This window comes from Sphingobium sp. DN12, from assembly GCF_051058005.1.
Taxonomy (GTDB): Bacteria; Pseudomonadota; Alphaproteobacteria; order Sphingomonadales; family Sphingomonadaceae; genus Sphingobium; species Sphingobium yanoikuyae.
This window is the reverse complement of sequence record NZ_CP173717.1, coordinates 887,952-900,542: the sequence shown is the minus strand read 5'-3', so window position 1 is coordinate 900,542 and position 12,591 is coordinate 887,952. Positions and strand designations below refer to the sequence as shown.

The following is a 12,591-nucleotide window of genomic DNA, read 5'->3' as shown; positions in this document are numbered from 1 at the left end:
ATGCCGCGCCCGGAAAGGAAGATTGCTCAGCCGCGTTCTCCGGAACGGGGCGGTGCCGGCGGCGGCGGAGGCGGCGGACAGGGCGGCCCCTGGATCGGGTGATAGATGCCATCCGACGTGTAATAGCCGTCGACATAGCCATCGCCGTTGCGGTCGGCGGCCACCGTGCCGGCAATCGCGCCCGGCCCGAGCGGCGGTGCGCTGGTCACCGGCGCATCATTTTTCGAGCAGGCGCTCAGCGCCAGCAGGCTACCGGCGACCAGCGCCATTGTCTGGATTTTCATACCATCTCCCTGTGCGCCACGATCCTGTCGCGACGCCAATTGGACCCACTGCCGGGATGCAGTGCGACGACAACGGTTCAGGGGCGAAATGGAATCCATTACCCTTGTGCAATGACGGCAGGACGTGCCTCAAGCGCGCCCAGCCGTTAGGCATATGGGATTAGTCGCGGACCCAGTCGGCCGAAGCGATGCCCTGCGCATAGAGCAGCACCGACAGGTCGCCATGGACGATCTCGGCCGCTGCCGCCGCGCGGGCCTTGGGCTTGGCATGATAGGCAACGCCCAGCCCCGCCCCCTCGATCATGGGAATGTCATTGGCGCCGTCGCCCACCGCCAGCGTCAGCGCACGGTCGATCCCACCGTCGATCGCGGCCTCCAGTTCGGTGCGCTTGCGCGCGGCATCGACGATCGGCACGGTGACGGTGCCAAGCAGCGCGCCGTCGGCGATTTCCAGCACATTGGCGACATGGACGTCGAAGCCGATTTCCGCCGCCACCGGCCCGGTGAAGCGGGTGAAGCCACCCGACACCAGCAGGGTGCGCGCCCCGCGCGCCTTCATCGTGCGCACCAGTTCGCGGGCACCGCCCATGATCACCACCCGCTCCTCGCGGCACTGGTCGATCGCGCTGTCGGGCAGGCCTTTCAGCAGGGCGACGCGGCCATGCAGCGCACCCTCGAAATCCAGCTCGCCGCGCATCGCCCGCTCGGTGATCTCGGCAATCTGCGGCTTGATCCCGGCATAGTCGGCCAGTTCATCGATGCACTCGACCGTGATCATGGTCGAATCCATGTCGGCGATCAGCAGCGCCTTCTCGCGGCCCGCCGCCATCTGCACGATCACGTCGACGCGGTCGCCAATATCGGTCAGCGCCGCGCGGGCGGTGACGGGATCGCTGCCGAAGAAAATATCGGCCGCCTTGCCCTCGTCCAGCCAGACGCTATCGACCGGGGCGCAGCCGGCAGAGGCCAGCCGTCCGGCCGCTTCGGCAATATCCGCCTGTTTCAGGGTCTCAACTGCCACTAAGGTCGCGACGAACATGAACACTCCCGCACATATGCCGGGCGAATCCCGCCCACCGGTCGCGCTTATTGCCGGGCCGACCGCCAGCGGCAAGAGCGCGCTCGCCGTCCGCCTGGCCCAGATCGCCGACGGCGTCGTCATCAATGCCGATGCCAGCCAGGTCTATGCCGACCTCGCCATCCTGTCCGCCCGCCCGTCGCAAGAGGAAATGGGTGGCGTGCCGCATCGCCTGTTCGGCCATATCGATGGAGCGGAAGCCTGCTCCGCCGCGCGCTGGGCCGCCGAGGCCAGGGCAGAGATCGACGCCGCCCATGCGGCCGGCAAGCTGCCGGTACTGGTCGGCGGCACCGGCCTTTATATACGGACCTTGCTCGACGGCATCGCGCCGGTGCCGGAAATCGACGCCGATATCCGCACCGCCGTCCGCGCCATGCCGGTGGCGCAGGCGCATGAAGCATTGCGCAGCGAAGACCCGGAGGCCGCCGCCCGCCTCGCCCCGGCCGACACCACCCGCGTTGCCCGCGCGCTGGAGGTAGTGCGATCGACCGGCAAGCCGCTGAAGATATGGCAGCGGCACAAGCAGGGCGGCATCGCCGACCGCATCAGCCTGTCGCCGATGATCCTGCTGCCGCCACGCGACTGGCTGATCGAACGGTGCGACCGGCGTTTCGAACTGATGATCGATCAGGGCGCCGTTGCCGAGGTGGAGGCGCTGCTGCCCCGCAACCTCAATCCCGACCTGCCGGTGATGCGGGCGATCGGCGTGCCGGAAATCGCCGCCTGGTTCAAAGGTGACATCGATCATGACACGATGATGGCCCGCGGCCAGCTTGCCACGCGCCAATATGCCAAACGCCAATATACCTGGTTCTCCAACCAGCCGCCGCCGGACTGGCATCGCGAAACGCGACCGATTGATGCTAAAATCGCCAATCAATTAGCAATTAAATTACAACAATAGGGGTTGACCACGCATTTTATGTCCTCTAGATGCTGGCGCCTTGCCAATGCGGGCGCGACGGCGCAGACCCGCGAGCCAGCATCTTAAAAAAGAGGAGTTTCATCGTGGCCGAAAAGAGCGGCGCGGACATTTTGGTCGAGTGCCTGGTTGATCTGGGCGTCGAAGTTGTGTTCGGCTATCCGGGCGGCGCCGTGCTGCCCATCTATGACGCGCTCTATAATCACCCCACGATCAAGCATGTCCTAGTGCGCCACGAGCAGGGCGCGACCCATATGGCTGAAGGCTATGCCCGTTCGACCGGCAAGCCCGGCGTCGTCCTAGTCACCTCCGGCCCCGGCGCGACCAATGCCGTCACCGGCATCACCGACGCGCTGCTGGATTCGATCCCGATGATCGTCATCACGGGTCAGGTGCCCACGCAACTGATCGGCACCGACGCCTTCCAGGAAGCGGACACGGTCGGCATCACGCGCCACTGCACCAAGCATAATTATCTGGTGAAGGATCCGGCCAAGCTGGCCGGCGTCGTCCATGAGGCGTTCCATATCGCCACCACCGGCCGCCCCGGCCCGGTCGTCGTCGACATTCCCAAGAATGTCCAGATCGCGACCGCGCCCTATGCCCGGCCGGAACTCAAGGTCCATGCCAGCTATCATCCGCAGACCAAGGCGGATGCCGCCGCGATCGACACGGCGGTCGAGATGCTGGCCGCGGCGGAACGGCCGATCTTCTACACCGGCGGCGGCGTCATCAATTCAGGTCCGCAGGCCAGCGCGCTGCTGCGCGAACTGGCAGCGATGACCGGCGCGCCCGTCACCTCGACCCTGATGGGCCTGGGCGCCTTCCCCGCTTCGTCCGACCAGTGGGTCGGCATGCTGGGCATGCACGGCACCTATGAAGCCAATTGGGCAATGAACCAGGCGGACCTGATCCTCTGCATCGGCGCGCGTTTCGACGATCGCGTCACTGGCCGGCTGGACGCCTTCGCGCCCAACAGCCGCAAGGTGCATATCGATATCGACCGCAGCTCGATCAACAAGATCGTCGACGTCGATGTCGCGGTCGTCGCCGATGTCGGCAGCGCGCTGGAGGACATGATCGCCCTGTGGAAGCAGCGCGGCCATGAAAAGGCGGACTTGTCGGCCTGGTGGGCGCGGATCGCCGAATGGCGTGCCAAGAAGAGCCTGTCCTACCCCGAAAGCGGCAGCGAGATCATGCCGCAAAAGGCGATCGCGGACCTCTACAAGGCGACCCGCGCGACCGGCAAGGACATCATCATCACCACCGAAGTCGGCCAGCACCAGATGTGGGCGGCCCAGCATTTCGGTTTTGAAGACCCCAATAAATGGCTGACCTCGGGCGGCCTGGGCACGATGGGCTATGGCTTCCCCGCCGCCATCGGCGCGCAGATGGGCAATCCCGACAGCATCAGCATCTGCATCGCCGGTGACGCCTCGATCCAGATGAACATCCAGGAAATGGGTACGGCCAGCCAATATCGTCTGCCGGTCAAGATCTTCATCCTGAACAATGAATATATGGGCATGGTCCGCCAGTGGCAGGAACTGACCTATGAAAGCCGCTATTCCAACAGCTATTCGGACAGCCTGCCCGACTTCGTGAAGCTGGGCGAAGCCTATGGCTGGACCGGCATCCGCATCGAAGGACCGCAGGAACTGGAGGCCGGCATCCGCCAGATGCTGGAAACCGACGGCCCCGTGATCGTCGACTGCCGCGTGGCAAAGCTGTCCAACTGCTTCCCGATGATCCCGTCGGGCGCGGCCCATACCGAAATGCTGCTCGATCCCAACCAGATCGAAGGCGTCATGTCGGACGAGGCAAAGGCACTGGTGTGACCACCCCCGCCAAGGTCCGCATTTTCGTGACCGAACCCTGGGATTTCGAACGGATCACAGGCACGACCGAACTCACCGGCTGGACCAGCGACCATGCTGACCCCGACAATGAGGAATGGGAAGTGCATCTGGATAGCGGGTTCGAATATCATGGCCTGCAGGTCGATCGGCTGCTGGCAGGCCCACGCTATGTGGGCGAACATCTTCTGCGGATGTTCGACGCGGTGACGGCCTTCCCCGTCCGCCTCGCCCACCCGCAGGACGATGATTGGCACTATGCCTTTATCGGCATGATCTCGCCGCGCCCCGAGCGCGAAGAAATGGAAGACGGGAACAGCATCTGATGCATATCCACGAAGAACAGAGCGAGCGGCACGTCCTGTCGCTGACGGTGTCGAACGAGGCGGGCATCCTGGCCCGCATCGCCGGCCTGTTCACCGCGCGCGGCTATAATATCGACAGCCTGACCGTGGCCGACATTACCGACGATCATGCGATCAGCCGCATCACCATCGTCACCAACGGCCCGCCCAAGGTGATCGACCAGATCATCGCCCAGCTCGACCGGCTGGTCCCGGTCCACAAGGTCACCGACCTGACCGACGCCGGCCCGTTCGTCGAGCGCGAGCTGGCACTGGTCAAGGTCGCCGGCACCGGCGAGGACCGGATCGAGGCGCTGCGCCTGGCTGACGTGTTCCGTGCCAAGGTGGTCGACACCACGATCGAGAGCTTCATCTTCGAGATCACCGGTACGACCGAGAAGATCGACAATTTCGTCGGCCTGATGCGCCAGATCGGCCTGGTCGAAGTCGGTCGCACCGGCGTTGCCGGCCTGATCCGCGGCAAGGAGCCGGCCTGATATCTGCCCCTCTCCCACCGGGAGAGGGAGGGGCCCATCGCGCAGCGATGGGAGGGTGAGGGCGCGAAATGCGCCGACGCCCGGTGGTTCCCCCTCACCAACTTCGACTAGGGCCGGTCGGCCCAAGTCTTCGTATCCTCTCCATCCAGGGAGAGGGTCAGGATATGAAAAGGGAAGACGAACAATGAAGGTTTATTACGATCGCGACGCGGACATCGGCCTGATCAAGGGCAAGAAGGTCGCCATATTGGGCTATGGCTCGCAGGGCCACGCCCATGCGCAGAATCTGCGCGACTCCGGCGTTGCCGAAGTCGCCATCGCCCTGCGCCCCGGTTCGCCCAGCGCCAAGAAGGCCGAAGGCGCCGGTTTCAAGGTGCTGCCGAACAAGGAAGCCGCCCAGTGGGCCGACGTGCTCATGATCCTGGCACCCGACGAGCATCAGGCCGCCATCTATGAAGCCGACATCAAGGGCAATCTGCGCCCCGGCGCCGCGCTCGCCTTCGCCCATGGCCTGAACATCCATTTCGGCCTGATCGAAGTGCCCGCCGACATCGACGTCATCATGATCGCGCCCAAGGGTCCGGGCCACACCGTGCGCGGCGAATATCAGCGCGGCGGCGGCGTTCCCTGCCTGATCGCCGTCCATCAGGACGCGACCGGCAACGCCCATGACATCGCCCTGTCCTACGCTAGCGGAGTCGGCGGCGGCCGCAGCGGCATCATCGAGACCAACTTCCGCGAGGAATGCGAAACCGACCTGTTCGGCGAGCAGGCCGTTCTGTGCGGCGGCGCCACCGCGCTGGTCCAGGCTGGTTTCGAAACTCTGGTCGAAGCCGGCTACGCCCCGGAAATGGCCTATTTCGAGTGCCTGCACGAGCTGAAGCTGATCGTCGACCTGATGTATGAAGGCGGCATCGCCGACATGCGCTACTCGATCTCGAACACCGCCGAATATGGCGACATCAAGACCGGCCCGCGCATCATCACCGAAGAAACCAAGAAGGAAATGAAGCGCGTTCTGGCCGACATCCAGTCGGGCCGTTTCGTCAAGGACTTCATCCTCGACAACCGCGCCGGCCAGCCCGAACTCAAGGCCAGCCGCAAGCAGGCTGCCGCCCACCAGATCGAAAAGACCGGTTCGCAGCTGCGCGCCATGATGCCCTGGATCGGCGCCAACAAGCTGGTCAACAAGGACAAGAACTAAGCGGATAGCAGCCCCTCCCTTCCAGGGAGGGGTTGGGGTGGGTGCGAGCGTAGCGAGCCTGTGCCCTAGCGAATTGGCGCCGCAAGTGCGGCGCACCCACCCCCTGCCCCTCCCTGAAAAGGGAGGGGAGAAATAGCGGCAAACCGGAACGATCCGTTTCCGGTTACGCCTCTGGAACAATCGAGGGACGTGGCATATTCTGTGCCGCGTCCCTTGAATGCTTTTGGAGAGCGTTTCCCATGCGCAAATATCTGATCTCTGCCGCTGCCCTGATCGCGGTCGCCGGCGGCACTGTCGTCATCGCCCAGGCCCCGATGGCCGTCCCCGGCAGCAAGGATGTCGCCAAGGTCACCGGCGGCACCTACAGCGTCGAACCCAGCCACACCCAGATCGTCTTCGCCTATGACCATATGGGCTTCACCAACAATATGGGCGTCATCACCCAGCCGACCGGCACGCTGACGCTGGACAAGGCCAACCTCTCGGCTTCGAAGGTGTCGATCACCCTGCCGATCGCCAACCTCACCACCGGCATCCCGGCGCTGAACGAGCATCTCGCCAAGCCCGAATTTTTCGACGCAGCCAAGTTCCCGACCGCGACCTTCGTGTCGACCGGCGTGAAGCCCGACGGCGCAACCGGCGCGGACATCACCGGCGACCTGACCATCAAGGGCATCACCAAGCCGGTGACGCTGGACGCCGAATTCTATGGCGCCGGTGCGAACCCGATGAACAAGAAGGAAAATGTCGGCTTCGTCGCGACCGGTACGATCAAGCGCAGCGATTTCGGCATGGGCGGCTTCGTTCCCGTCGTCGGCGACAATGTCGAACTGAAGATCATCGTCGCCTTCCAGAAGTGATGCGATGATCCCCCGCCCGGCCCGCGCGATCCTGCTTCTGAGCCTGATCGCGTGCGGGCCGGCGGCGGCCAGTCCGGATGGCGGCCCTGCGCTCTATGCGCCGGGCCGCTACCTGGTGGATGGCGCAGCGACCAAAGTTCACTTCCATGTGAAGGCGCTGGTCGGCGGCTATGAAGGCGATTTCACCCAGCCCGAGGGCATGGTGATGATCGACCCCACTCGGCCTGAACGGGCCGACGTCGACATCAGCTTCCCGGTCGAGAAGATGACCACGGGCGATGCTTCGACCGACGCCATGCTGAAAGGCGACAGCTTTTTCGACATGGCCCATTTCCCGACCGTGCGCTTTACCGCCAGGGACGCGCCGCTGGCCGGCAGCGACGGCGCGACGATCATTCCCGGCGAACTCACCATGCACGGCCAGACCCGCGCGGTCGCCCTGTCCGTCCGGCTGACCGGCGTCACGCCCGACGAAGCGCCCGGTATCGCCACCCTTCATTTCACCGGCAGCATGAGCGTGGAACGCAGCCATTATGGCATGGGCTTTGGCCGCCCCTTCGTGTCGGACAAGGTCGACCTGACCATCGACGCAATTTTCCGTCGCGCCTGACGCCCCTTTCGCAAGAAACGGCTTTACGCTCCTCCCGTCCGCGTTTATGGGGACAGCATCATGCAGAGCGTCGCGCTTCTTACCCTGCTACGACTTACACGCCCTTAGGCGTGGCTTTTGTGCTGCCTTCCGGCTAAGGGCAGCGTCGATCCGCCTAAGGGCATTCATCACAGTCAAGTCGTACCCCGGAGCGCGCCATAGCGTCCCGAGCCAGGAAGTAGTTTGATCCCATGATGCTGACCGATCCTTCGCAGAAATACCGCCCCTTCCCTCAGGTGGACCTGCCCAATCGCCAATGGCCGTCCAAGGTCATCACCAAGGCGCCCCGCTGGCTGTCGACCGACATGCGCGACGGCAACCAGTCGCTGATCGACCCGATGAATGCGGAAAAGAAGCGTCGCTTCTTCGACCTGCTGGTCAAGGTCGGCGTCAAGGAGATCGAGGTCGGCTTCCCCGCCGCCGGTGCCACAGAGTTCGACTTCATCTCGGGCCTGGTCAAGGAAGGCGCGATCCCCGACGATGTCATGCCCCAAGTGCTGACCCAGGCGCGCGAAGACCTGATCGCCACCACCTTCGAAAGCCTGCGTGGCGCGAAGCAGGCGATCGTCCATGTCTATAACGCGATCTCGCCGGCGTGGCGCAACATCGTGTTCCAGATGGAACGCCCCGAAATCAAGCAGATCGCGATCAACGCCGCCAAGCTGCTGCGCGACAATGCGGCGCGCATGCCCGACACCGACTGGCATTTCGAATATAGCCCCGAAACCTTCTCGACCGCCGAGCTGGATTTCAGCCTGGAATGCTGTGAGGCGGTGATGGACATTCTGCAGCCGACGCCGGAACGGCCGCTGATCCTGAACCTGCCCGCCACCGTCGAGTGCGCGACGCCCAACATCTATGCCGACCAGATCGAATGGATCTGCCGCAACATCTCGCGCCGCGACAGCGTGGTGATCTCGCTGCACACCCATAATGACCGGGGCACCGGCGTCGCCGCTGCGGAACTGGGCATCATGGCCGGCGCCGACCGCGTCGAAGGCTGCCTGTTCGGCAATGGCGAACGCACCGGCAATTGCGACCTGGTGACCGTCGCGCTCAACATGTACACGCAGGGCATCGACCCGGAACTGGACTTCAGCGACATTGACGAGGTCATCCAGACGGTCGAATATTGCAACCAGCTGCCGGTCCACCCGCGCCACCCCTATGCCGGCGAACTGGTGTTCACCGCCTTCTCAGGATCGCATCAGGACGCGATCAAGAAGGGCTTTGCCGCACAGGAAGCGCGCAACGACCTGTTCTGGAACGTCCCCTATCTGCCGATCGATCCCAAGGATCTGGGCCGCGACTATGAAGCGGTGATCCGCGTCAATTCGCAGTCGGGCAAGGGCGGCGTCGCCTGGGTGCTGCAGCAGGACAAGGGCTACAAGCTGCCCAAGCGGATGCAGGCCGATTTCTCGAAGGTGGTGCAGGCGCTGGCCGACCAGTCGAGCCGCGAACTCAACGCCGCCGACATCTCGGCCGCGTTCGACGACTATTATCACCAGACCGGTGACCAGGCCTACAGCCTGATCGACTATCATGAGAGCGGCAGCGCAGGCGACCGCATCTTCACCGGCAAGATCGTCCATGAAGGCGGCGAACGCTCGATCTCGGGTCGCGGCAACGGCCTCATCTCGTCAGTGCTGGCTGCGCTGCGCGACGAACTGGGCGTGGTGCTGGAGGTCGCCGACTATAATGAGCACGCCATCGGCGCCGGCACCGACGTGAACGCCGCCGCCTATGTCGAATGCCGCACCGCCGACGGCCGCACCGTCTTCGGCATCGGCACCGACAGCGACGTCGCGACCGCCTCGGTCAAGGCCGTCCTCTCCGCCGCCAATGCGGTGGCCGTGCGGGGCTGATATTTGCCGACGCATGCATAAATAGCCGTCATTCCCTCGAAAGCGGGAACCCATCTCCTGACCTTGCCCAACAGACCGACCTTCGGGATATGGGTCCCCGCTTCCGCGGGGATGACGAAATTTTCTAGCGGCGGCCGTTACTTCGCCAGCGCCCGCACCACGCTGTCCCACTGGGCCAGTGATGCGGCAATCCCCGCCACCGGCACCCGTTCATTGAGCCCATGGGCGAAGCCGTCCTCGGCCTTCATGAACAGGCTGGAGACGCCATAGCTGGGCACGCCCAGCGCGCGAAAATAGAGGCTGTCGGTCGCACCGGCCGACATGCCCGGCATCACCGTGATCGCGGGCGAGCGCGCCTTGATCGCGGCGGCCACCGCCTTCACCACATCGTCGCGCAACGGCGAGGCATCGCTGCCGGTCGGGTCGTTGAGCGTGGTGAAGGTCGCGCTTTGATCATCCACCACCTTGACCAGCTGCGCCTTCACGTCGTCGATCTTGACGCCGGGGAAGATGCGGCAATTGACGCTGACCCTGGCGCTTTGCGGCAGGGCGTTGAGCGCATGGCCGCCCGACAGCATGGTCGCGACGCAGGTGGTGCGCACCTGTCCCACAAATTCGGGCCGGCTCGACAATAGTTCCGCAGAGGCCGGATCCTGGGTCGCGGCATAGAGGCGCATCGCTTCCCCTACATCGCCGCCGATCCGCTGCGCCGACAGGCTGAGCGACGCCTTGGTCAGCTCGTTGATCATCGGCGGAAACTGATAGGCCGCGATCCGGTCGATCGCCTTGGCCAGCCGATAGATCGGGTTGCCCGGCGTCGGCGCGCTGGAATGGCCGCCTGGATCGGTGAAGCCGATCTCGAAATCGGCATAGGTCTTCTCGCCCGCCTGCAACTGGTAGAGGACGGGCTTGCCACTCTCGTCGAGCAGGCCGCCGCCGCCATCGCCGTTCAGCAGCAACTCGGCATCCTTATATTTGGCCGCCAGCGCCTTGGTGGTGACCATGTTGGTCTCCTCGTCGCCCGACAAGAGCAGGATGACGCTGCGGCGCGGGGTCCAGCCCTCCTTCTTGAGCTGCGCCAGCGTCGCGACCATCATCGCCACGTCATATTTATTATCTTCCGAGCCGCGCCCGAAAATATAGCCATCCTCCTCGACCGGGACGAAGGGATCGCGTGTCCAGTCGGCCCGGTTGGCGGCCACCACGTCCATATGACCGATCATCAGCATCGGCTTCAGGCTGGGGTCGCGCCCCTTGATCGTCGCCGCCAGCGTCGCAGTCTCGCCCATCGGGGTGATAACGATATCGGCATCGGCAAAGCCGGCCTGCTTGAGCACCGACGCATAATAGGCGGCCAGCGCAGGCACCTGCCCCGCGCCCTCGACCGTCTTGAACGCGACCGATCGCTTCAATATCTCCTTGGCCGCGCCGGCATCTGCTGCCGCCTGCGCCCCGATCGGCATTGCCAGCATCACCCCCGCCAGCAATATCCCCCGCAATTGCATATATTTATACTCCCTGATGGACCCGAGCGGTGATTGTGGCATAGCGGATCGTGCCGTTCCATGCGTTTGATCGGACGGCGCGCGGAAAGAGGGCCACCTTATCCGCACTGAACCCCTTGAAAGAATTGCTTGCGCGCAATCGGATAGATGCCATCCGATATAGCGCGCCGGTCGTCCAAAGGAAAAATGCCATCATGGCCCTCAATTATCGCAGCTTCGGCTTCCAGGTTCTGCTCGGCATGGTCGTGGGCCTTGCCCTCGGTCTCGTCGCGCGCCAGATCGGCGCAGGCCCCGATGGTGACCTCAACTGGCTCGCGACCACGCTCAAGACGGTCGGGTCGATCTTCGTCTCGCTCTTGAAGGCGATCGTGCCGCCTCTGGTCTTCGCCGCGATCGTCGCGTCGATCGCCAATCTGCGCGCGCTCGACAATGCCGCCCGTCTCGCCGGCCAGACTCTGCTCTGGTTCGCGATCACCGCACTGATCGCGGTCAGCATCGGCCTCGCCATCGGCCTGATCGTCCAGCCGGGTGCGGGCCTGCACGGCACCGCGCTCGCCATGGGCAAGGCGGATTCGGTCGGCGGCTGGCTCGATTTCCTCAAAGGCCTGGTCCCCGGCAACAGCCTGGCCCTGTCGGGTAGCACCAAGATCAGCGACGGCAGCGCCAGCACCAGCATCTCGTTCAACATCCTGCAGTTACTGGTCATCTCGATCGCGGTCGGCCTTGCCACGCTGAAGGTCGGTGACAAGGCGGAACCCTTCCTCTCCTTCGTCCGCTCGCTGCTCGCCGTCGTCCGCGCGATCCTGGGCTGGGTCATCCGCCTGACGCCGATCGGTTCGGCCGCGCTGATCGGCACCGCGATCGCCACCTATGGCTGGAGCGCGCTGGCGCAGCTCGGCACCTTCACCGCCGCCATCTATCTGGGCCTCGGCCTCGTGCTGCTGGTGGTCTATCCGCTGCTGCTGATCGCCAATGGCCTGAAGCCCGGCCCCTTCTTCGCCAAGGCCTGGCCTGCAATCCAGCTCGCCTTCGTCTCGCGCTCGTCGGTCGGCACCCTGCCGGTGACCGAAACCGTGACCGAACGGCTGGGCGTCGACAAGGGCTATGCCGCCTTCGCGATCCCGCTCGCCTCGACCACCAAGATGGACGGCTGCGCGTCCATCTATCCCGCGCTGGCGGCGATCTTCGTTGCGGGCTTCTATGGCATCCCGCTGCACTTCATCGACTATGTGCTGATCGTCTTCGTCTCGGTCATCGGCTCGGCCGCGACCGCCGGCCTGACCGGCGCGATCGTGATGCTGACGCTCACCCTCTCGACGCTGGGCCTGCCGCTCGAAGGCGCCGGCCTGCTGCTGGCGATCGACCCGATCCTCGACATGGGCCGCACCGCCGTCAACGTCGCGGGCCAGGTGCTGGTCGGCGTGATCGTCGCCAAACGCGAGGGCATTCTCGACGAGAGCGCCTATTATGGCGAGGGCGAACTGGTCGCCGCCTGATCGAAAACCGGGCGGCGCGGGCATTCCGCGC

The 12,591-nt window shown here is 64.5% G+C and carries 12 protein-coding genes; 9 read left to right on the top strand and 3 right to left on the bottom strand.

Annotation, left to right across the window (positions count from 1 at the left end):
• Positions 1–26 precede the first annotated feature (26 nt).
• The gene (locus tag ACI6S0_RS04335) at positions 27–284 is read right to left on the bottom strand and encodes a hypothetical protein (RefSeq protein WP_125987268.1); all 258 of its coding nucleotides are present in this window, start codon (positions 282–284) and stop codon (positions 27–29) included.
• Between the two features lie 160 nt (positions 285–444).
• Entirely contained in the window at positions 445–1,323 is an 879-nt protein-coding gene (gene serB / locus ACI6S0_RS04330) for a phosphoserine phosphatase SerB (protein ID WP_434405069.1), read from the bottom strand.
• Between serB and miaA the strand changes: the two genes are divergently transcribed.
• The 8 genes from miaA to leuA all read left to right on the top strand — a co-directional run bounded on the left by miaA (position 1,322) and on the right by leuA (position 9,559).
• Positions 1,322–2,266 carry a tRNA (adenosine(37)-N6)-dimethylallyltransferase MiaA gene (gene miaA, locus ACI6S0_RS04325; RefSeq protein WP_434405068.1) on the top strand — a complete coding sequence of 315 codons (945 nt, stop codon included), beginning with the start codon at positions 1,322–1,324 and terminating at the stop codon, positions 2,264–2,266. The genes serB and miaA overlap by 2 nt on opposite strands.
• 104 nt (positions 2,267–2,370) lie before the next feature.
• Positions 2,371–4,122, top strand: a complete 1,752-nt coding sequence (locus ACI6S0_RS04320; RefSeq protein WP_313229632.1) for an acetolactate synthase 3 large subunit — start codon at positions 2,371–2,373, stop codon at positions 4,120–4,122.
• Entirely contained in the window at positions 4,119–4,466 is a 348-nt protein-coding gene (locus tag ACI6S0_RS04315; protein WP_010337168.1) for a hypothetical protein, read from the top strand. The genes ACI6S0_RS04320 and ACI6S0_RS04315 overlap by 4 nt, the downstream gene beginning before the upstream one ends.
• Complete coding sequence (gene ilvN / locus ACI6S0_RS04310; RefSeq protein WP_004211828.1) at positions 4,466–4,981, top strand: acetolactate synthase small subunit; 516 nt, start codon at positions 4,466–4,468, stop codon at positions 4,979–4,981. Before ACI6S0_RS04315 ends, ilvN begins: the two co-directional genes overlap by 1 nt.
• 184 nt (positions 4,982–5,165) lie before the next feature.
• Complete coding sequence (ilvC, locus tag ACI6S0_RS04305; protein ID WP_004211826.1) at positions 5,166–6,185, top strand: ketol-acid reductoisomerase; 1,020 nt, start codon at positions 5,166–5,168, stop codon at positions 6,183–6,185.
• Between the two features lie 239 nt (positions 6,186–6,424).
• Positions 6,425–7,045, top strand: a complete 621-nt coding sequence (locus tag ACI6S0_RS04300) for a YceI family protein (protein WP_434405066.1) — start codon at positions 6,425–6,427, stop codon at positions 7,043–7,045.
• A gap of 4 nt (positions 7,046–7,049) precedes the next feature.
• Positions 7,050–7,655, top strand: coding sequence for a YceI family protein (locus ACI6S0_RS04295; RefSeq protein WP_434405065.1), 606 nt, complete (start codon positions 7,050–7,052; stop codon positions 7,653–7,655).
• A gap of 230 nt (positions 7,656–7,885) precedes the next feature.
• Complete coding sequence (leuA, locus tag ACI6S0_RS04290; protein WP_097382649.1) at positions 7,886–9,559, top strand: 2-isopropylmalate synthase; 1,674 nt, start codon at positions 7,886–7,888, stop codon at positions 9,557–9,559.
• A gap of 137 nt (positions 9,560–9,696) precedes the next feature.
• Here the strand turns inward: leuA and ACI6S0_RS04285 are convergent, their stop codons facing one another.
• The gene (locus tag ACI6S0_RS04285) at positions 9,697–11,064 is read right to left on the bottom strand and encodes a M20/M25/M40 family metallo-hydrolase (RefSeq protein WP_434405064.1); all 1,368 of its coding nucleotides are present in this window, start codon (positions 11,062–11,064) and stop codon (positions 9,697–9,699) included.
• 194 nt (positions 11,065–11,258) lie between these two features.
• Here ACI6S0_RS04285 and ACI6S0_RS04280 point away from each other — a divergent pair, with 194 nt between their 5' ends.
• Positions 11,259–12,560, top strand: a complete 1,302-nt coding sequence (locus ACI6S0_RS04280) for a dicarboxylate/amino acid:cation symporter (RefSeq protein ID WP_026109219.1) — start codon at positions 11,259–11,261, stop codon at positions 12,558–12,560.
• Positions 12,561–12,591: the final 31 nt, after the last annotated feature.

What these genes read in the sequence shown, in the direction of transcription:
- ilvC (WP_004211826.1), top strand. Translation starts at nt 5,166, where the DNA reads ATGAAGGTTTATTACGATCGCGACGCGGACATCGGCCTGATCAAGGGC.
- ACI6S0_RS04335 (WP_125987268.1), bottom strand. Translation starts at nt 284, where the DNA reads ATGAAAATCCAGACAATGGCGCTGGTCGCCGGTAGCCTGCTGGCGCTG.
- ACI6S0_RS04295 (WP_434405065.1), top strand. Translation starts at nt 7,050, where the DNA reads ATGATCCCCCGCCCGGCCCGCGCGATCCTGCTTCTGAGCCTGATCGCG.
- ACI6S0_RS04280 (WP_026109219.1), top strand. Translation starts at nt 11,259, where the DNA reads ATGGCCCTCAATTATCGCAGCTTCGGCTTCCAGGTTCTGCTCGGCATG.
- ACI6S0_RS04285 (WP_434405064.1), bottom strand. Translation starts at nt 11,064, where the DNA reads ATGCAATTGCGGGGGATATTGCTGGCGGGGGTGATGCTGGCAATGCCG.
- miaA (WP_434405068.1), top strand. Translation starts at nt 1,322, where the DNA reads ATGAACACTCCCGCACATATGCCGGGCGAATCCCGCCCACCGGTCGCG.
- serB (WP_434405069.1), bottom strand. Translation starts at nt 1,323, where the DNA reads ATGTTCGTCGCGACCTTAGTGGCAGTTGAGACCCTGAAACAGGCGGAT.
- ACI6S0_RS04300 (WP_434405066.1), top strand. Translation starts at nt 6,425, where the DNA reads ATGCGCAAATATCTGATCTCTGCCGCTGCCCTGATCGCGGTCGCCGGC.
- ilvN (WP_004211828.1), top strand. Translation starts at nt 4,466, where the DNA reads ATGCATATCCACGAAGAACAGAGCGAGCGGCACGTCCTGTCGCTGACG.
- leuA (WP_097382649.1), top strand. Translation starts at nt 7,886, where the DNA reads ATGATGCTGACCGATCCTTCGCAGAAATACCGCCCCTTCCCTCAGGTG.